This window comes from Ruegeria sp. H6 (assembly GCF_056532975.1).
Genome location: NZ_JBQFOA010000002.1, coordinates 600,182 through 619,597 on the forward strand (window position 1 = coordinate 600,182; position 19,416 = coordinate 619,597).

14 protein-coding genes and 1 pseudogene are annotated in these 19,416 nt (G+C 58.9%); 9 read left to right on the top strand and 6 right to left on the bottom strand.

The features are described from left to right. Nucleotides 1-163 precede the first annotated feature (163 nt). Together ACR0AG_RS07640 and ACR0AG_RS07645 are read left to right on the top strand one after the other, a co-directional pair. The gene (locus ACR0AG_RS07640) at nucleotides 164-1,195 is read left to right on the top strand and encodes a LacI family DNA-binding transcriptional regulator (protein WP_480837681.1); all 1,032 of its coding nucleotides are present in this window, start codon (nucleotides 164-166) and stop codon (nucleotides 1,193-1,195) included. A gap of 1 nt (nucleotide 1,196) precedes the next feature. Next, a complete protein-coding gene (locus ACR0AG_RS07645; RefSeq protein ID WP_480837682.1) occupies nucleotides 1,197-2,507 on the top strand; it encodes a GH1 family beta-glucosidase in 1,311 nt (436 codons plus the stop codon). Between the two features lie 169 nt (nucleotides 2,508-2,676). Here ACR0AG_RS07645 and ACR0AG_RS07650 read toward each other — a convergent pair whose 3' ends face one another. From ACR0AG_RS07650 to ACR0AG_RS07675, 6 genes and pseudogenes are all read right to left on the bottom strand, one after another. Next, nucleotides 2,677-4,047, bottom strand: coding sequence for an HlyD family type I secretion periplasmic adaptor subunit (locus ACR0AG_RS07650; protein ID WP_480837683.1), 1,371 nt, complete (start codon nucleotides 4,045-4,047; stop codon nucleotides 2,677-2,679). Then, complete coding sequence (locus ACR0AG_RS07655; protein ID WP_480837684.1) at nucleotides 4,044-5,792, bottom strand: type I secretion system permease/ATPase; 1,749 nt, start codon at nucleotides 5,790-5,792, stop codon at nucleotides 4,044-4,046. Before ACR0AG_RS07655 ends, ACR0AG_RS07650 begins: the two co-directional genes overlap by 4 nt. A gap of 64 nt (nucleotides 5,793-5,856) precedes the next feature. Beyond that, a complete protein-coding gene (locus ACR0AG_RS07660; protein WP_480837685.1) occupies nucleotides 5,857-9,462 on the bottom strand; it encodes a beta strand repeat-containing protein in 3,606 nt (1,201 codons plus the stop codon). Nucleotides 9,463-9,810: 348 nt separating this feature from the next. Further along, nucleotides 9,811-10,560 (bottom strand): LysR substrate-binding domain-containing protein, encoded by a 750-nt coding sequence (locus tag ACR0AG_RS07665; protein ID WP_480837753.1) that lies wholly within the window; start codon nucleotides 10,558-10,560, stop codon nucleotides 9,811-9,813. An 87-nt stretch (nucleotides 10,561-10,647) separates the two neighbouring features. Continuing rightward, a pseudogene (locus ACR0AG_RS07670) lies at nucleotides 10,648-10,770 on the bottom strand (LysR family transcriptional regulator); the annotation flags it as partial. Between the two features lie 150 nt (nucleotides 10,771-10,920). Continuing rightward, the gene (locus ACR0AG_RS07675; protein ID WP_480837686.1) at nucleotides 10,921-11,457 is read right to left on the bottom strand and encodes a ZrgA family zinc uptake protein; all 537 of its coding nucleotides are present in this window, start codon (nucleotides 11,455-11,457) and stop codon (nucleotides 10,921-10,923) included. A gap of 225 nt (nucleotides 11,458-11,682) precedes the next feature. Between ACR0AG_RS07675 and ACR0AG_RS07680 the strand changes: the two genes are divergently transcribed. The 7 genes from ACR0AG_RS07680 (at nucleotide 11,683) to speA (ending at nucleotide 19,407) form a co-directional block, all read left to right on the top strand. Further along, nucleotides 11,683-12,951, top strand: coding sequence for an imelysin family protein (locus tag ACR0AG_RS07680; protein ID WP_480837688.1), 1,269 nt, complete (start codon nucleotides 11,683-11,685; stop codon nucleotides 12,949-12,951). 126 nt (nucleotides 12,952-13,077) lie between these two features. Beyond that, a complete protein-coding gene (locus ACR0AG_RS07685; protein WP_480837690.1) occupies nucleotides 13,078-13,371 on the top strand; it encodes a (2Fe-2S)-binding protein in 294 nt (97 codons plus the stop codon). Beyond that, complete coding sequence (gene bfr, locus ACR0AG_RS07690; protein WP_480837691.1) at nucleotides 13,319-13,804, top strand: bacterioferritin; 486 nt, start codon at nucleotides 13,319-13,321, stop codon at nucleotides 13,802-13,804. The genes ACR0AG_RS07685 and bfr overlap by 53 nt, the downstream gene beginning before the upstream one ends. 16 nt (nucleotides 13,805-13,820) lie before the next feature. Beyond that, nucleotides 13,821-15,311 (top strand): di-heme oxidoreductase family protein, encoded by a 1,491-nt coding sequence (locus ACR0AG_RS07695; RefSeq protein ID WP_480837692.1) that lies wholly within the window; start codon nucleotides 13,821-13,823, stop codon nucleotides 15,309-15,311. A 28-nt stretch (nucleotides 15,312-15,339) separates the two neighbouring features. Further along, nucleotides 15,340-16,323 (top strand): imelysin family protein, encoded by a 984-nt coding sequence (locus ACR0AG_RS07700; protein ID WP_480837693.1) that lies wholly within the window; start codon nucleotides 15,340-15,342, stop codon nucleotides 16,321-16,323. Further along, complete coding sequence (locus ACR0AG_RS07705; protein ID WP_480837694.1) at nucleotides 16,323-17,417, top strand: DUF1513 domain-containing protein; 1,095 nt, start codon at nucleotides 16,323-16,325, stop codon at nucleotides 17,415-17,417. The genes ACR0AG_RS07700 and ACR0AG_RS07705 overlap by 1 nt, the downstream gene beginning before the upstream one ends. A 100-nt stretch (nucleotides 17,418-17,517) precedes the next feature. Then, nucleotides 17,518-19,407 (top strand): biosynthetic arginine decarboxylase, encoded by a 1,890-nt coding sequence (gene speA / locus ACR0AG_RS07710; RefSeq protein ID WP_480837695.1) that lies wholly within the window; start codon nucleotides 17,518-17,520, stop codon nucleotides 19,405-19,407. The last annotated feature ends 9 nt before the right edge of the window (nucleotides 19,408-19,416 follow it).

Genomic DNA, 19,416 nt, shown 5'->3' on the forward strand with positions numbered 1-19,416 from the left:
TTTGAATGCCTGGTTTATCCGCTAACATTCATGATCTGTCAATCATCAGATTCAAAAACGGCTTATTATTAACAATTCAGCACACCTCGGCAAAACAGGTTGACGTATCGGGAAATTCCTCACAAAACAGAAGAGATCAATATTTGAAGGCGCTTTGAAAGCCATGAACCTTAAGCAACTTTCGGAAAAACTGGGGCTTTCGCAGACGACTGTCAGTCGTGCCCTGAACGGATATCCGGAGGTGAATGAGAAAACGCGCCAAAGGATTGAAGCCGCCGCAAACAAGCATGGATACCGCCCGAACAGCCGTGCCAAGGGGCTGGCAACCGGTCGGTCCATGGTGATCGGCCATGTGATTCCCCGCTCGAATCATCATGAAATGGTGAACCCCATCTTCGGTGATTTTGTTGCCGGGGCAGCCAAGGTTTACGCCGAAAACAGCTATGACATGATGTTCACATATGCCTCGGATATTTCCATCGAGGAAACCTATCGCGGCTTGTTTGCGCGGGGTGCCGTGGATGGGGTTGTCCTGCAGGGACCAAAAGTGGAAGAGCCTCGCATCTCGGTTCTGTCCCGCATGGGCGTTCCTTTCATCGTTCACGGCCGCTCGACCGGGTCGGCGGAAAGCTATGATTGGATCGACGTGAACAATCAGCGCTCATTCGAGCGCGCGACGCAGTTTCTTGTTGATCTTGGCCACCGCCGCATCGCGTTGATCAATGGCTTGGAAGACATGGATTTTGCCCAGCGCCGCCGCAATGGCTATGTCTGCGCGCTCGATCAGGCGGGCATCACTCTGGATCAGACCCTCTTGCGCAGCGCCGAAATGACCGAGTTTTACGGGCATCAGACCACAAGCGAAATGCTGGACCTGCAAGACCCGCCAACCGCTATTTTGGCGTCCTCGATCATCTCGGCCATCGGCGTGCGCCGCGCCATCGAGGAACGCGGTCTGAAAATGGGGCGCGACATCTCGGTTATCGCCCATGACGACGAACTGTCCTACATGCGCAATGGCATGGACGTTCCGATCTTCACGGCGACGCGTTCGTCCGTCAGGCACGCTGGGGAACTGGCTGCCGAAATGCTGATCGAACGCATCACCACCCCCAACGCCCCCCCTAAATCCAAACTTTTAGAGGCCGAGCTGGTTGTAGGCAGCTCAACCGGCCCTGCCCCGCAAAGGTCCTGACATGAAATTCAAACGCAGTGATTTTCCAAACGACTTCCTATTTGGCGTCGCAACCTCGGCCTATCAGATCGAAGGTCATGCACAGGGCGGTGCCGGTCCCACGCATTGGGACAGTTTTGCCGCCACGCCGGGCAATGTCGTTCGGTCTGAAAATGGTGATCTGGCCTGTGACCATTACAACCGGTTCGAGCAGGATCTGGACCTGATCAAAGAGGCCGGGTTCGATGCGTATCGGTTTTCGACCAGTTGGGCGCGCGTCCTGCCCGAGGGGCGCGGCAGCGTCAATCAGGATGGGCTTGACTATTATGATCGGTTGACGGATGGGCTGCTGGAACGCGGCATTCGCCCCTTCGCGACGTTGTACCACTGGGAACTCCCCTCGCCCCTCGCGGATCTGGGTGGATGGCGCAATGCCGATATCGCGGGATGGTTTGCGGATTTCACCGAGGTGATCATGGGCCGGATCGGGGATCGGATGCACAGCGTGGCCCCGATAAACGAGCCGTGGTGCGTCAGTTGGCTCAGCCATTTTGACGGGCATCACGCCCCCGGGCTGCGTGACATTCGCGCCACCGCCCGGGCGATGCACCACGTATTGCTGGCCCATGGCCGTGCCATTCAGGTGATGCGCGGGCTTGGGATGGATAATCTGGGCGCTGTTTTCAATCTGGAATGGTCAGAACCCGCCGATGACAGCCCCGAAGCCCACGAAAAAGCTGCGCTGTATGACGGGATCTATAACCGGTTCTTCCTTGGGGGCGTGTTCAACAAGGCCTATCCCGAAAACGTATTGGAAGGCCTGGAGCCTCATCTGCCCAGTGGGTGGCAGGATGATTTCGATACGATCGGCACGCCGGTCGATTGGTGCGGGCTGAATTACTACACCCGGAAGTTAATCGCCCCTGCGGACACCCCATGGCCCGCCTATCAGGAAGTCACCGGCCCGCTGCCCAAGACCCAGATGGGGTGGGAGATTGAGCCGGATGCCCTGTCACGGTTCCTGATCCGTACGGCCCGGGAATACACCGGCGATTTGCCGATCTTTGTTACAGAAAACGGCATGGCTTCGTCCGAGCGTCGGGAAGACAATGACCGTATTGACTATCTCAACCAGCACCTTTCAGCAGTTCAGAAAGCCCTGAGCGCTGGTGTCCCCGTGAACGGGTATTTCATCTGGTCGCTGCTGGACAATTACGAATGGGCCTTGGGGTATGAGAAACGGTTCGGTCTGATCGACGTTGATTTTGAGACGCTTACACGGACGCCGAAGGCCTCATATCACGCCCTCAAGGCAGCGCTTGCCTCGGATTGATCCAAGCTAGATCCAGATGGTCGTTGGGGAAGGTGGTTGGCGGTACATGGCGAGGTTCTGCTTCACAGGGCAAAGGCCGAGTTTTTCCGTGATCAGGTTCCCAAAAGCCCTCACGGTATTGGGGCCACCGATGCAGAACACCGATGACCCCACTGCTCGACAAGCATGTTCATTCAATGAACGTGCGTGCCAGACGGTCCCGCAATGGCTGCGCCAGATAGCTGAGTGCGGTGCGCTCGCCGGTGTTCACAAACAGATCGGCAGGCATCCCCGGCACCAATTCCAGCGCGGCGACCTGATCGGACTGGGTCGGGTCCAGTCGGACCTGCGCCAGAAAATACGGCTCGCCCGTGCGGTCATCTTCGATACTGTCGGCTGAGATGTCGGTGATCCGGCCCGTCGCCTCGGGCACTTCGCCCTGATCAAAGGCCGATAGGCGCACGCGCGCCGACTGGCCGACAAACAGCTTTTCGATATCCGTTGTGTTCACCTGGGCTTCGACGATCAGCGGTTGATCCGCAGGTACGATGTCCAGAATGGCTTCGCCCGGGCGCACCACGCCGCCGGATGTGAAGATCGTCATGCCGACCACACGCCCGCTGACCGGTGCCGTGACAGCTACACGTTTGCGGCGTTCTGTAGCGCCGGCATATTGCGGCTCCAATGTCGCCAGCCTGGCCTCGACCTCAGCCAACTCTGCCGAGGTTGCTTCGGCCCGCTGCGTCTGCGCGCCCACTGCAGCCAGTTGCAATTCGCTGATCTCATTGCGCGCCTGAGCCGCTTGCGTCATCAATCCGGCTTCCAGCCCGACAAGACGCTCAATCTCGACCCGGCGACTGTTCACGCGGGCAGCGGCAACCAGCCCTTTTTCGAACAGCGTTTCCAGATTGCCCAGCTCCTCCCGCGTGATGTCGATCTGCCGGGTGTTGGCCTGTCTTTGCACGCCAAGCCCTTCGATCTGTTCCCGCAGGTTCGAGACACGCTGGTTCAACAGATTCCGCTCAGCCTCGCGGGTGCGAATTTCAGCGTCAAACAACTGCTTCTGAACTTCGAACGCTTCGGCCCAATCGTCCTCTGCCATCTGGGTTCGCGACATGCGTGTGACGTCGTCGTGCTGAAACTGAGCCTGCCCCCGGATCTGTGCGATCAGCCGGGCGCGACGCACGGTCAACTCGCCCAACTGGCTTTTGATGACGTCCAGATTGACATCCAGATCCGTGCTGTCGAGCTCGATCAGGGTTTGGCCGGCCTCGACCAGATCGCCGTCAGTGACCAAAATGCTGCGCACAATGCCGCCATCCAGATGCTCGACCGTCTTGCGATTGCCTTCCACCACAAAGGACGCCGACGCAACAACCGCTCCGTCCAGTTTGGATTCCTTGGCCCAATAGACCGCCCCCCCGACGAAACCGGCCACGATCAGCACGCCAAGCGCGACGAACCCTTTGATGCCTGATCCGGCCGGTTGACGTTCAGTGCGGTTATAGCTTTCCAGACGCAAAACGCTCTGGTCAGGTGCGTTGTAAACCGAAGGTGTCATTGTGCCGCTCCTTTCTGAGTGGATGTCCGGGCCTCGCCCGAGGCGATCTGCGGATGGGTCTGGGGGGTTAAACCGGTTTGCTGGCGCGGACGAAGGATATCGGCCTTGTCGCCAAATCCGGTTTGCGCACCCTTGTTCAGCGTCAACACCTTGTTGACAGCCTCCAGCGTGCTGGGTCGGTGGGTCATCACAAAGGTGATGGCACCGCGCGCACTTGCGCCACGGATCGCATTGCGCAAGGCCAATTCACCCTGTGCATCCAGATCCGAGTTCGGCTCATCCAGAACCAGCAGGAACGGATCATCATAGAGCGCACGGGCCAGAGCGATGCGCTGACGTTGACCGCCCGACAAATGAAAGCCGTCGCCGATATGGGTGTCGTACCCGTCCGGCAGGTTGCTGATCAGATCGTGCACATCTGCCGAAACTGCGGCCTGAAAGACTTTGACGTCGTCCACCGAGGTTGAAAACCGCGCGATATTTTCGCGGATCGTACCGTCAAACAGCTGCACGTCCTGCGGCAGATACCCGACCATCTGGCCCAGCTCTTGCGGATCCCATTTGGACATGGGTGTGCCGTCCAGCCGGATGGCGCCGCGTTGCGGGGTCCAGATACCGGCAAGCATCTTGGCCAGTGTCGATTTACCTGACCCGCTGTGGCCGATCACGGCCACAACATCTCCGGCCGAAACCGCGAATTCGATGCCGCCGACCGTAGCGTTGCGAGCCAGGGGCGGCCCCGCCTGGGTGATCACGGTATTGATCGAAAACTGCGGACGCGGCAGATGAAGACGACGGGGCTGATCGGCAAATGCCTCATCCAGCGCCTTGAGGTTTTGATAGGACCCGCGCGCCGCCAGAAAGCCGCGCCATTGGCCAATCAGCTGATCGATTGGGGCCAACGCACGTGCCAGAACGATCGTGGCCGCAATCATCACCCCAGCGGTTGCCTGCCCGGTGATGGCCAGAGCAGCGCCCAAGCCCAGCATCCCGGATTGCAACGCCATGCGGATGGTTTTAGACAGGACCGAAAAGCTGGCGATACGGTCTGCCACCCGCGTTTTGAGGTGATGGGCATCTAATTGCAGAGCTGTCCAGCGACGGGCGAGATCACCATTCATGCCCATGGCCTGGACAAGCTCTGCGTTTTGCTCACTCGCAGTGAACAAAGCATCGGACCTGCTGCGTGCGCGGGATGCGTCTTGCATCACGCCCGCCGCACGCGAATTGTTTATCAGGGCCAGTATTGTGAGGGTCAGCGCTCCGACTAGGCCAAGCGCGCCCAGATAGGGATGCAGCACATAGAGCACCGCCAGATAGAGCGGGATCCAGGGCGCGTCGAAAAAGGCGACCAGCGTGGACCCCGAGATAAAGTCGCGCAGGCCAGTGATGTCTGCGGCGGGATTGTCCGAAGTTGCGGAGCTGCCCTGTACACGACGGCGGATTGAGGCCCGCAAGAGCGGCGCGCCCACCTTCAACTCGAACCGCGCACCAAGGCGGCTGAGGATACGAACGCGCATCAGGTCCAGCAGACCGGAAACAATGAACACACCACCCAGCAGCAGGGTCAATGCGATCAGGGTGTCCATATTCTGGCTGGTCAGGACCCGGTCATAGACTTGCAGCATGTAAAGCGGGCCAGCGAGCATGAGAAGGTTCAGCACAAAGCTGAAAAAGCCGATTGCAAAAAAGCCGCCCCGCAGGGAGGACCAGGCTGAGTTGACGGATGATTTTTTCTGAAACATGACGGTGATCTCTTTTCAGGGTGAAAGGGTGGCGACCTGCGCCGCCACCCCGTTAGGTCATTGATCAGGCGACAAAGTCGTCGTCTGTCAGGTCTGCGGCATTGACGCCTTCCAGACGAACCGAGCTGTCCGAAGAGAAGGACAGGACTACGTCGCTGCCATCCTGGCTGACATTCAGCGGTCCTTCGAAGTCGCCAAAGGCCAACTGGTCAAACCCGGCCTGGAAGTCCTGGATGACGTCGTTGCCGAAGTCGCCCTCGAACACGAAGGTGTCGTTGCCCGCGCCACCGATCAGGATGTCGTCGCCACCCTCACCGTTCAGCACATCGTCACCTGTCTGGCCGTTCAGGGTGTTGGACCCCGAGTTTCCGGACAGAATGTCGTTGCCGCCATTCGGGCTGCCTGCGTTGTTCGAACCGTTGATGTTTTCGAACCCGAAGACCTGATCCAGGATTGCGCCATCCGGTGCATTGACCTGTGCAACACCGTTGCCGTCTTCATCCAGATCCAGAACAACACCCGGACCTGCGGTGAACAGCGCGGTATCGATGCCTTCGCCACCGATGATGATGTCTGCACCACCGAACGAGTGGATCGCATCGTTGCCGGCACCGCCGTCGAGGATGTTGAACTCGTTGTTGCCCAGGATCAGGTCATCACCGTTCGATCCGATGACGTTCTCGAAGTCGACAACTTCGATCTCGGCACCGTCACCAACGCGGATGACACCTTCCTGCGATGCAGGACCCGGCTGCGGCGTGTTGATGTCCAGATCGATGGTCACACCATTGAAGCCAGACAGATCAACCGTGTCGCTGTCATCGGAACCAACGACCCGCTCGATCGAGCTGAGGATGTCGGTTTCAACCTGGTTGTCGATGACATCCAGCCCGATCACTCCGGTACCGCCCACTGCGTCCACATCCAGCGTCGCACCTGCGTCAACCAGCGTGTCCTGAACAACCGGACCGTTTTGGCCAACGGGTGCGTTGTGCAGGTGGATGGCAGAAACAACACCCGGGATCGGCGTGTTCAGGTCAGCTTCGTTCAGGCCGGTGACACTCAGTTCGCTGGAGTATGTAACCTCACCTGTTTCCAGATTCTGCACAACAACTGCCGAGGCAAACCCGGTGGCTTCGCTGTCAGACAGCGGACCCGGTTCTTGCGAGGCATCCAGCGGACCGCTCAGCTTGATGGTGCGGTACCCGTTCTCGGTCACGTCGCTGTCGACGAGCAGCTGACCGCGAATTTCACCGCCCGGGAAGTCGGCTGTGTGGATGTTGTAGTACAGGTTGTTCGCAGCAGCCTGTTCGACAAACGCAGCCCCATCCGCAATCGCCGACCCGAACTGACCGGGTGCGGTAACCGCCTGATTGACAACACTGACGTTAAAGCCGGTATCGCGGGTTGCGGTGCCGTTGCCATTGGCATCCAGATTGACGGTTACGGCCACATCCAGATCCGAGAAATCGGCTGTGTCGAACCCGTCGCCACCTTCGATGAAGTCGTTTCCAAGGCCGCCGACGATCACGTTGTCACCGTCACCGGCGATCAGAACGTCATCCCCTGCGCCACCGTCGACGACACCGTTGATCTGACCAAGGTCCACAACGATGTCGTCTCCGGCACCCAGCAACACATTACCATTTACCACACCTTCGTCATCGTTGACGAATGTCACTGAGCCTGCCTCGGTCGCGTCAATCGCGTTGACCTGACCGCGGATTTCGCCGTCGTTGATGATGGCACCCAAAAGCTCTACCCCGCCGTCGATCCGGATACCGGCAGCTGCGTCGCTGTCTTCCGAACCGGCAATCAGGCCATCGTTCTGGACCAGACCGGCAAAGCTGGCATCTTCGACATTGCTGAACAGACGCAGGCCGTCACCAACCTGGTTGCCTTCGGTCGCGTCGCCACGGCCCTGGAACGTGCCTTCGTTGAAGATGGCAGCCGAGACCACGTCTCCGTCCACATCACCGGTTTGCAGCGAAACGGCCGAGCCGTTGTTGCCTTCGCCCGCATCCACCAGACCGGTGTTGGTGAAGGTGTAGTTGTCAGCAGTGCCATCGGCATAGACGGTGCCGTTGCGCTGATCGCCTGTCCCCAGGATTTCACCTTCGTTGCGCACATCCAGGCCAAAGCCGTCGATGTTGAGCGCGCGGCTGTCCGAGGTCACAGTGCCGGTGTTCAGGAACGACCCGCCCGAGTGATCACCCGTGCCGAAGTAGACGCCGTTTTGTGCACCTGCGATCAGGCCCGAGTTGGTCAGCGAACCTTTGAAGTTCACACCATTGACGACGCGGACACCCGCAACCGTACCGTTGGCGCCTTCGGACAGAATTTCGCCCGAGTTGGTGATCGTTGCTTCGGCAGTACCGCTGTTTCCGACGTTACCGATACGGACACCATCACCGGCCAGACCCACATTCGCAGCAGCGTTACCGCGGCCCTGAATGGTTCCGTCATTGTCCAGCGTAAAGGTGTTCGCGCCATCTTCGGCGCCACCGATTTCCACGCCAAAGCCCGAGCCCTGATTGTGCTCACCCGCGTCGATCGTGCCATTGGCCAGATTGCGGACCGAGAAGTCATCGGCGGTGCCATCGGCATAAACCGTACCGTTGCGCTGATCGCCGGTGCCCAGAATGTCACCACCGTTGACCAGATCAACACCGGTTCCGTCGATGTTCACCGCACGGCTGTCGGACTGGATCGTACCAAAGTTCAGCACATCCAGATCGTGCTCGGCCTCACCGATGTAAAGCCCGTTGCGCACGCTTTCGATCACACCGGTCGAGGTGTTCAGGATACGCCCTTCGGCTGCGGCGCCATCAGCGATACGGATACCCGCTGCGGTGCCCTGATTGCTTTCAGAAGAAATCAGGCCGCTGTTGACGATGTCGGTCTCAGAGATTGTGCCGTCAGCGCCGTTGTTGATGCGGATACCGTCGCCTGCACCCGGAGTGTTCGAGGCCTCTTGACCGCGGCCCTGAATGGTCGCACCGAAACCGTTGAACAAGGTGTTGGCCACGCGGTCACCAACCTCGTCACCCACCTGCAGCGAGATACCGGCACCATTGTTGCCTTCGCCTGCGTCGATGGTTCCGCCCGAGAAGTTGCTGATGCTGACATCTTCGGCCGTCGAATTGGTGTAGATCGTGCCGTTGCGCTGATCGCCGGTGCCGATGATGTCGCCAAAGTTGCGAACGCTGACGCCTTCGCCCTGAATATCAACTGCACGGCTGTCCGACGAAATCACGCCGCCCCGGAAGTTGTCCAGACGGCCCGAGCTGCCTGCGCCGACGAACTGCACACCGTTAAACTCACCAGCGATCTCGCCAAAGTTGCGAATATCGGCGCTGCCGGCGACCTTGATCCCGGTGGCCAGCGCATCGGGGCCCGAGTTCGCCTCGATGCTGCCCGAGCGGAAGTTGAACACCTGCGCGTTTTCACCTTCGATCGAAACCGCAGCAGCCGCGTTGTTGGTCGTGATCTGGCCAAAGTTCAAAAGCCGCGCGAAATCGTTGTTGAGCAAAAACGCCGGTGTGTTGTCGACGATGGTGGATTGGAAGAACCCGTTGCTGAGCGTCTGCCCATCACGGACGGTTTCCTGTGCCAGTGACGAGCTCGTCAGCAATCTGGCGCGTAAACTTGCGAGAAATTCGGATAGCATTTGGATCTCCGTACTTGAGTTGAATTCAGGCGGAGGTCCAACCGAGGGGCCGTCGATCCGCTGTCTCAACAAGTGCGAAGCATCAGGGTTTTTGGAAATTCTTCCTTTGAATGGGGTCGATAGCCAACGCAAATAGTCACAGCCAGCGCGAGGGTCCTCAACCTTGAATTTTTCATATTTTCAGTGAGTTATGAAAACCTCACCATCGAGTGATTTTTATTCTCTGACGCCTCATCACGAAAAAGTATCGCCAGTTGATGAAAAATAGACCTTCCCGCACCGCGCATAGCAGAAGAATTCGCCCCTGATTGCGGCGTTAGAAAATGGCATCGGGAATGGAAAGGTCGTTCAGACTGGAGAGACCATAGGCATTTTCCGCTTGGCGACGGTGCCCTGCGGCGGGGTGCGCCCGATGCGCGTGCGCATGGCCTGGACAATCTCGGGGTTTGGATATTGCGGCCGGGTCAGCGCCCCAAGCTCTCGCAAATTTCCGGCATCCGCAAATGGTATGAATTGCAGCCCAAAGCCGTCCCGTCGAAACTGTTCGGCGGCGATGGCGTTGACCATGGTGCACGCTTCGCTTTGGGCGACGTATCTGCAAACGGTCTCGAACCTTGCGGTAGACACATCGATACCGGTTTCCTCGGTAATCGACTCGGACGGCTCGGGCAGATCACGTTCAAGGTCATAGCCGAACGAGATCGGAAATCGCAGCAATTGAGAGGCCGGGACATCCTTTGCCCGAATGCTGGGTTTTCTACCAAGCGGATGGCCGGTGCGCACCGCAAGATACAGGGGCTCAAACCAGAGCGAGGTAAACTCGACCTGTCGTTTCGACCCATTGTAGATGTGATCGAAGTTTTTGCGGGCGATAAAGGCCATGTCGACGGATCGATCCTCGACCATTTTTGCGAGGGCCACAGGGTATTCCTCGACAATGACGATCTTGCGGTCCGGCACCACCTGCGAAAACAGGTCACGGAAATAGAATGACAGATAGGCGGCCAATGTGGGCGTCATACCAAGTCGGATCGGTGGCAATTCGGTCGTCTGATGGCGGCGCGCCAGATCGCTGATGGTATCGGCGACCTCAACCATCTGTTTGGCATGTCCAATCAATTGCAAACCAAAAGCGGTCAGGTGCACGCCATCCTTGCTGCGCTCAAAGATGGCGACGCCCAGTTCGGCCTCAAGCTTTTTGATCTGATTGGACAGCGCGGGTTGGCTGACCGCAACGGCCTGCGAAGCACGGGTAAAGTTTCGATGCTCGGCCACAGCGAGCACGTATTGGAGATCACGAAGATTCATTTACCAGATACAGGTTGGTTGCGGTTCAGAATGGTGTCGGCACAAACCTGCCTGCGCAACACCGATGGGGCAACCTGCAACCACCAAAGTCTCGCATTCGTGATGTTTTGTGCGTTGCTTAAATCGGCCAATTCACAGAATCAAATCGCGTCAAAGAAGACCTGATATATCCAGAACCGGCTTTTGCGATTCCACGTCATAGACACGCGTCCCGCTGTCCGATTTCACCTCGACCCGAAGCCGTTTGGTCTTGGAAAACCGGTCGAAATACTCAAATCCAATCTCACCAATATTCGCGATGTTCTGGCATTGCAGCTTGTAGTCGGCGTGAAACTCGGTGTGTTTTTCGCCGGTGTCCTGGCTTTCCTGGCCAAAGACGTCCCCCACCAGCGTGACATTGGCGGACAATGCGGCACAACCTGCATCTGTCGGAAAAACAAGAAGATCCAGCGGGTTTGACAGATCCGAAACCGCCGTTGCGATCAACGCGCGTTCATCATCCGTTTCAGCGCTGCGTTCAAATCCGACGATGTCCGCACTTGGAACCTTTAGCGAGATATCGATCTCGGGGCCCTCGGCCATGATCGACAGGTACCCCAGACCGTGGCGGTGCGCCTCTGAGGCCGACGTACCCTCGGCAACTGCGGCAAGTGGCAGCAGGAACAAGGCAACCAGAGCACATTTCATTCAAACACCGACGCAAAGATCAACTGGTGTCATTCTATTGGATTGCTGCGGCTGCGCAATGCGCAAGGCGGCTCCGCGCCCCGCCATTTATGGGGAGGTGGCGCGATCTTTTATCCTGACAATAAAACTCAGGTTGACATAGATGACAATTTCACTCAGAAAATCAGCTATTCACAAGCGCCCGGATCGGGCCTTGCCCTCTGTACCAACAGGAAAGTTGATCCAATGATCCGATATTTTGCAGCGACAAGCGCGTTGACTCTGTGTATCGCAAGTGCCGCCCTTGCCGACGCACCGTCCAAAGCGCAGGTCATCGAGACCTATGCCAACATTGCCGAGGCCAAATACGAAGACAGCCTGATCGCGGCTAAGCGTCTGCAAACGGCGGTCAATGCCCTGATCGCAAATCCATCGGACGCGACCCTGAACGCCGCCCGCGCCGCGTGGATTGCATCGCGCGTCCCCTACCAGCAGACCGAGGTCTATCGCTTTGGCAACGCAATCGTTGACGACTGGGAAGGCAAGGTGAACGCCTGGCCGCTGGACGAAGGCCTGATTGACTATGTCGACGCATCTTACGGCGGCCCGACCGATGAAAACGAATTTGCCGCTTTGAACGTCGTCGCAAACCCCAGCTTCGAGCTGTCCGGACAGACGATCGACGCCAGCGAAATCACACCCGAGCTTCTGTCCGGCACATTGCACGAAGCAGATGGAATCGAGGCGAATGTGGCCGCCGGCTATCACGCGATCGAATTCCTGCTGTGGGGTCAGGACCTGAATGGCCACGACGCTGGCGCTGGCAACCGCCCCTGGACCGATTATGCCAAAGGCGATGAATGCACCCATGGCCATTGCGACCGTCGGGCGCAGTATCTGAGTGCCGCAACCGATCTGTTGGTCAGCGATCTGGAATGGATCACCGCGCAATGGGCCCAAGGTGGCGATGCACGGGCCGCCCTGACCGCAGACGAAGCGGCAGGCGTCAGCGCCATGCTGACCGGCATGGGCTCGCTGTCTTATGGCGAACAGGCGGGTGAGCGTATGCGCTTGGGCCTTATGCTGAATGACCCCGAGGAAGAGCATGATTGCTTTGCCGACAACACCCACAACAGCCACTACTACGATGGCCTGGGCATTCAGAACGTCTATCTGGGCAGCTACACCCGCATCGACGGCACCTCGGTCTCGGGTGCATCGCTGTCTGATCTGGTGATCGCATCCGACCCGGCGCTGGATACCGAGATGAAGGCCAAGCTGGCCACTACCATGCAGGCTCTGGGTCGTATCAAATCGACCGCCGAAGCGGGCTTTGCCTACGATCAGATGCTGGAGCGCGGAAATGAGGGCGGTGAGGCGCTGATCATGGGGGGCGTCAACGGGCTGGTAGATCAGACCAGAACCATCGAGCGCATTGTAACCGCCCTGGAACTGGACGGGATCGAGTTCGAAGGCTCTGACAGCCTGGATAACCCCGACGCGGTGTTTCACTAAACCCTGCGGTCAGGCGTGTGTGTCATGCGCCTGACCCACCGGTCACGAACAGTTGTACCTAATAACTGGACTGACCTTAGATAACCTACTAAATAACTCAGAAACCCGTGAGCAGGCTGAGTCGCCATGATCGTATGCCATTGCACCAACATCTCTGACCACGACATACGTGCCGCCATCGACTGGATGCGGACGGCCGACCCTCAGACCATGATCACGCCGGGCAAGATCTATCACGCCCTTGGCAAGTCGCCCGACTGTGGCGGCTGTATGCCTTTGTTTCTGGACACGATGCGGTCAGACGATAATCTGGAAATCCCAATGCAGCTTCGGACATTGCGGTCCCGAGCAACACAGGAGAGTGCATATGAAGGGCGATCCCAAAGTCATAGAATACCTGAACAAATCTCTGCGGCATGAGCTGACAGCCGTTAGCCAGTACTGGTTGCACTATCGCCTGCAGGACGATTGGGGCCTCAGCGGCATGGCCAAGAAAAGCCGCGAGGAAAGCATCGAAGAGATGCAGCATGCCGACAAGCTGATCGAGCGGATATTGTTCCTCGAAGGTCACCCAAATCTGCAGAAACTTGACCCGCTTCGGATCGGGCAAACCCCCAAGGAAACGCTGGAATGTGACCTCGCCGCCGAGATCGACGCACGGGCACTTTACAAGGAAGCACGCGAACACTGCCAAAGCGTGGGCGACTATGTCTCGATGGCGTTGTTCGAAGAGTTGATGGCCGATGAAGAAGGGCATATCGACTTTCTGGAAACGCAGCTGGATCTGCACGAAAGGATCGGCGAAGCCAAATATGCGCAACTCAACGCCTCTACTATGGACGAAAGCGAATAAGCTTGCCTGGCTGTCGGTGGCCGCCCTTGCGGCCACCCCGTCCCTTGCGACCGAGCTTGCGGACCCACATCTGAACTTCCTGCCCAGAACTGACGACGAACGCGCCCGGATTGCGGCTGTGACCGCGCCTCCGGCCGATTTCAACGCGCCGCAAAAGTTCGAAGAGCTTTCGGCCGGGGCCGCAACGGTTCGTGTGCGCACGGATGCCGACGCATTCTCGCAACCGTCTGCCAATATCAGCTTTGAACAAGAGCTCGACTTCAAGGTCGGCAATGGCTTGTTCAAGAAAATCTGGGTGTCTTCCCCCTCTTCCACGCTGGCCTCGGATGGGCTTGGCCCGCTTTTTAACGCCAGATCCTGCCAGCGGTGCCACATCAAGGATGGTCGCGGTCACACGCCAAACGGGCCGGATGACAACGCCATTTCGATGTTCCTCAGGGTTTCTATTCCCGGCGATGCCAATGATGCCCCCGCCGGGATCGAAGACTATTTTGCCACCCTGCCCGAGCCAATTTATGGCAGCCAGTTGCAGGATTTCGCCCTGCCGGGGCATCCCGCCGAATACCGGCTGGAGATATCCTATGAAGAGGTTCCCGTTGCGCTGTCCGAAGGCGAGACCGCGACTCTGAGGCGGCCAACCTATCGGGCGGCGGATCTGGGTTATGGCCCGCTGCATCCGGAGGCGATGCTCAGCCCGCGTATTGCGTCGCAAATGATCGGTCTGGGGCTGTTGGAATCCATTCCTGTCGAGTCCCTGCTGGCCACGGCAGATCCAGATGATCTGGATGGCGATGGAATTTCGGGGCGGCCAAATATCGTCTGGTCACAGGAATTCGACCAACCGATGATGGGCCGGTTTGGTCACAAAGCCGGAATGCCCACCGTAATGGAGCAATCCGCAGCCGCCTTTTCCGGGGATATCGGAATATCGACCCCGCTTTTTCCGGCGGCCCATGGCGATTGCACTGATCTTCAACAGGCCTGCCTACAGGCGCCCCACGGAGACACCGACATACGCGGGTTCGAGATCGATCAGGTCGGCATGGACCTTGTCGCATTCTACAGCCGCAATCTGGGTGTTCCCGCCCGGCGTGACACGGATGAGCCGCAGGTTCTGCGCGGGAAAGAGGTGTTTCACGCCGCAGGCTGCGCCGCGTGCCACACACCAGCACATGTCACGCATCGGATGCAGGACAGGCCCGAACACAGTTTCCAACTGATCTGGCCCTATTCCGATCTGCTGCTGCATGACATGGGCGAAGGTCTTGCCGACAACCGGCCCGAGGCCCGCGCAAATGGTCGCGAGTGGCGCACAGCCCCGCTCTGGGGGATTGGCCTGACCGAACGCGTCTCTGGCCACACCCAATTCCTGCATGACGGGCGCGCACGGTCCCTGTTGGAGGCCATATTGTGGCACGGCGGCGAAGCGCAGACCGCACGCGACAACGTAGTGTCCATGCCCAAAGCCGATCGTGATGCCCTGATCCGTTTTCTGGAAAGTCTCTGACATGCGACGCTGTTTTCTTGCCATTTTCATGGCGCTTGCCACCCCTGCATCTGCGCAGGCAGACATAGCGGTTCTTGAGGACGTCACACAGGCCCATATCCTGCCCCGTTACGCGCAACTGGCCGCGCATACGCAGGAATTGCGGGATACCGCGCAGCAAGATTGCTCGGTCACGTCACCCGAACTGAGGTCAGCGTTTGCGGCGGCGTTCGATAGTTGGATCACCGTCAGCCATTTGCGATTTGGACCGTCCGAAACCAATGATCGTGCGTTCTCGCTGGCCTTCTGGCCCGACACCAAAGGGTTCACGGCCAAGGCCCTTACCGCGTTGATCCGGGCCGAGGATCCGGTTGTCGAAACCCCGACAGAATTTGCCGAGACCTCGGTGGCCGGGCGCGGGTTTTTTGCACTGGAATACGTCATGTACGACCCTGCATTTGCCGATGCGGGCAGCGCCGAATACTTCTGTTCGCTGGTTCAGGCGATCACTGTGGATATTGACCGCAACGCCGACGCCATCAACGCAGATTGGGAAGGCTACGCCCAGACCCTGATCAACCCCGGCCCCGATAGCCGATATCGCAGCGAGGCCGAGGCAATGCAGGAGCTGTTCAAGGCGTTTTCAACGGGTTTGGAATTCACCGCCGCGACACGGCTGGGTCGCCCGCTGGGCAGCTTCGATCGCCCGAGGCCCAATCGGGCCGAAGCCCGCCGGTCTGCCAGATCACTGCGTCATGTCGAACTGTCACTCGTCGCTTTGCAGGATCTGGGCGCACGGTTGGCGGTGGGTCATCCCGATATTGCAAAGGAACTTGCAGCCGCGTTTGACCGGGCTCTGTCGCGCGCGCAGGCGTTGGAGGATCCGGCCTTTGCGGGGGTCGCAGACCCGCTGGGCCGCATCCGGATCGAAGCGTTGCAGCAATCCATCTTTGATATTCAGGCGATCGCGGCGACGCAGCTTGGCCCAACATTGGGGATCAGCGCCGGCTTCAACGCGCTGGACGGTGATTGATGCCTGCGCCCAGCCGACGTAAATTCCTGACCGGGCTGGCCGCTATGACCTTGGCCCCTGTGCCCGGCTGGTCAGCAGTGGGCACACCGGACTTTCTCGCCGCCGCCTTGTTCCCCGATGCAAACTTTCGTCTCGCCGGGCTGACAACGACCGGAGAGATCACATTCACCGTGCCCCTGCCCGCCCGAGGCCACGCTGCCACGGCCCATCCCGATCAAGCCGTTGCGATAGCATTCGCACGACGGCCCGGAACCTTTGCCTTGGTCGTCGATTGCACAAGCGGTCAGGAGGTCAAGCGCCTGACCGCCCCAACCGACCACCATTTCTATGGCCACGGCCAGTTCTCGGCAGACGGCACCCTACTGTTTACAACCGAAAACCACTATGAGGCCGGTGAAGGCGTGATCGGTGTCTGGGATGCCGCCAACGGATACAAACGCCTGGGTGGGTTCTATTCGGGCGGAATTGGGCCTCACGACATGGTGGTGATGCCAGGCGTACAGACAATGGCCATCGCCAATGGCGGCATCGAAACCCACCCGGATACGGGACGGACCAAGCTGAACTTGCCGACAATGGCCCCCAACCTGACCTACTGCGATCTGGACGGCAAAATTCTTGAACAGGTTGAGCTGCCCGACAGCTTCCGCAAAAACTCGATCCGCCACCTTGCCGCGCGCCCGGACGGGCTGGTGGCGTTCGCAATGCAGTGGCAGGGCGACAAGGCGGACCACCCACCATTGCTTGGGTTGCACAAGCGAGGCACCGCGCCTCGCCTGCTGTCAGCCCCGGACCTGCAACAGGCCCGGATGCAGGGCTACGCAGGCAGCGTCGCGTTTTCACCAGATGGCGCGCAAGTCGCCATCACCAGCCCCCGTGGCAACAGACTGCATCGCTTTGATGTCAGCACGGGCGAATTGGTCGACACGTTCGCTCTGGAAGATGTCTGTGGTTTGGGCACTGGTTTTTCAGAATTGATCTACACCACGGGCACCGGCCAAATTGGTCAACTCACACGTTCGGGCGTGAAACAGGTTTCGCATCCCTCCTGCCAATGGGACAATCATCTTGTCCCGGTTGGCCTTCGCCGCTAGGCCCATTGATCCCGGTCGACTAGATTACACTTGGAAGAATCAAAAGCCTGCCTTATTGGCGAGCGCGAAACCGGCACGCCCATTGCAAGGACCTGACTGATTGAAACAGACGCCTGACGCACCGCATTCAGTCTACGGGGTTGAGAAATGGGGCAAAGGCCTCATTGAGGTGACGGATCAGGGCGAAATCGGTTTGTGTAACCCAATGGCCCCTGAAACAGCGGCAATCAGCCTGCCCGGCATTCTTGCGGATCTGGATGACCGCGGCATCAAGGCACCGATGGTGCTGCGCGTGGCGTCCTATCTGGAACACGAGATTGCCCATCTGAACCAAAGTTTCGCCGAGGCCATTGCCCGCGCGGGCTATCGCGGCAGCTATCGCGGCGTGTTCCCGATCAAGGTGAACCAACAGGCGCAGGTCGTGGACCGGATTGTCGCGTTCGGCAAGGCATACAACTATGGGCTTGAGGCCGGGTCCAAACCGGAGCTCGTGGTGGCACTGGCGCACCGTCTGGCGCCTGAGGCTTTGATCGTCTGCAACGGCGTCAAAGATGCCGAGTTCATCCAACTGGCGATCCTGTCACGCAAGATCGGGTTCAACACGGTGATCGTGCTGGAAAGCCCCAAAGAGGCCGATACCGTGATCGCTGTGTACAAAGAGTTGGGAATTGAACCCCTGCTGGGCGTGCGGGTGAAACTGACCAACCAGATCAGTGGCAAATGGGAAGAAAGCTCGGGCGACCGCTCGGCTTTCGGCATGAACACCGATCAGCTGGTCGCCACAGTGGACAAGCTGCGCGACGCCGGTCTGCTGCATTGCCTAAAGCTGCAGCACTCGCATCTGGGCTCACAGGTACAGGACGTCAACGACGTGCGCCGCGCCGTGGGTGAGGCGTGCCGCTATTATTCCGAGCTCGCACGCGAGGGCGTACCGCTGACCCATCTGGACCTTGGCGGCGGCATGGGTGTGGATTACACCGGCGAGAAGAAAGCCGCTGAGAATTCGATCAACTACACGGTCGAGGAATACTGCGCCAACGTGGTCGAAACCGTGGCTTACGCGATGGACGAGGCCGAGATTGCTCACCCGACACTGGTCACGGAAAGCGGGCGGGCCGTGGTGGCGACCTCTTCCATGCTGGTGTTCAACGTGCTGGAAACCACGCTTTATGATGCGCCCACCGGACCCGAGGTTGAACCCGACGACCACCACATGGTCTCGGATTTGGCCGCCGTTCACGGCTACCTCAGCAGCGACCGTCTGCAGGAATGCTGGAACGACGCCAGTTTCTACCGCAACGAATTGCGCGCCCTGTTCCGGCGCGGCTATGTCGACCTGCGGCAGATGGCCCGCGCCGAACGTATCTATCTGTCGCTGATGGCCCGCCTCAAGGCGCTGGCTGCCAGCGATGATCTGGACACGGATGTGGATGATCAGCTTGAGAAAGTGGCCGATATCTATCACTGCAACTTTTCGCTGTTCCAATCCCTGCCGGACGTCTGGGCCATTGATCAACTGCACCCAATTGTGCCGCTACAGGGTCTGAACCAAGCCCCCGACCGTCGCGCGGTCCTGTCCGACATCACTTGTGACAGCGATGGCAAGATCGACCGGTTCATTCTGGCGGATGGCGTCTCGCCCAGCCTGCCGGTGCATTCCCTGCCCGATGAGGGCGAATATTTCATGGGCGTCTTCTTCGTCGGCGCCTATCAGGAAACGCTGGGCGATCTGCACAACCTGTTCGGTGATACCAATGTCGTCACCATCGACCTGCGCGCCGATGGCGGGTTCGACCTGCTGCACGAACAAGAGGGCGACACGATCAGCCAAGTTCTGTCCTATGTGGAGTTTGACCCGCAGGATTGCGTCGCCGCCTTCCGCAAAATGGTGGACGAGTCGATCTCGACCGGTACTCTGCAAGCCAAAGACCGCAAAACCCTGATGAGCGCCTATCGCGACTCCATCAACGGTTACACCTACTACGAATAAGAAGGAGAC

What these genes read in the sequence shown, in the direction of transcription:
- ACR0AG_RS07640 (WP_480837681.1), top strand. Translation starts at nt 164, where the DNA reads ATGAACCTTAAGCAACTTTCGGAAAAACTGGGGCTTTCGCAGACGACT.
- ACR0AG_RS07645 (WP_480837682.1), top strand. Translation starts at nt 1,197, where the DNA reads ATGAAATTCAAACGCAGTGATTTTCCAAACGACTTCCTATTTGGCGTC.
- ACR0AG_RS07650 (WP_480837683.1), bottom strand. Translation starts at nt 4,047, where the DNA reads ATGACACCTTCGGTTTACAACGCACCTGACCAGAGCGTTTTGCGTCTG.
- ACR0AG_RS07655 (WP_480837684.1), bottom strand. Translation starts at nt 5,792, where the DNA reads ATGTTTCAGAAAAAATCATCCGTCAACTCAGCCTGGTCCTCCCTGCGG.
- ACR0AG_RS07660 (WP_480837685.1), bottom strand. Translation starts at nt 9,462, where the DNA reads ATGCTATCCGAATTTCTCGCAAGTTTACGCGCCAGATTGCTGACGAGC.
- ACR0AG_RS07665 (WP_480837753.1), bottom strand. Translation starts at nt 10,560, where the DNA reads ATGGTTGAGGTCGCCGATACCATCAGCGATCTGGCGCGCCGCCATCAG.
- ACR0AG_RS07675 (WP_480837686.1), bottom strand. Translation starts at nt 11,457, where the DNA reads ATGAAATGTGCTCTGGTTGCCTTGTTCCTGCTGCCACTTGCCGCAGTT.
- ACR0AG_RS07680 (WP_480837688.1), top strand. Translation starts at nt 11,683, where the DNA reads ATGATCCGATATTTTGCAGCGACAAGCGCGTTGACTCTGTGTATCGCA.
- ACR0AG_RS07685 (WP_480837690.1), top strand. Translation starts at nt 13,078, where the DNA reads ATGATCGTATGCCATTGCACCAACATCTCTGACCACGACATACGTGCC.
- bfr (WP_480837691.1), top strand. Translation starts at nt 13,319, where the DNA reads ATGAAGGGCGATCCCAAAGTCATAGAATACCTGAACAAATCTCTGCGG.
- ACR0AG_RS07700 (WP_480837693.1), top strand. Translation starts at nt 15,340, where the DNA reads ATGGCGCTTGCCACCCCTGCATCTGCGCAGGCAGACATAGCGGTTCTT.
- ACR0AG_RS07705 (WP_480837694.1), top strand. Translation starts at nt 16,323, where the DNA reads ATGCCTGCGCCCAGCCGACGTAAATTCCTGACCGGGCTGGCCGCTATG.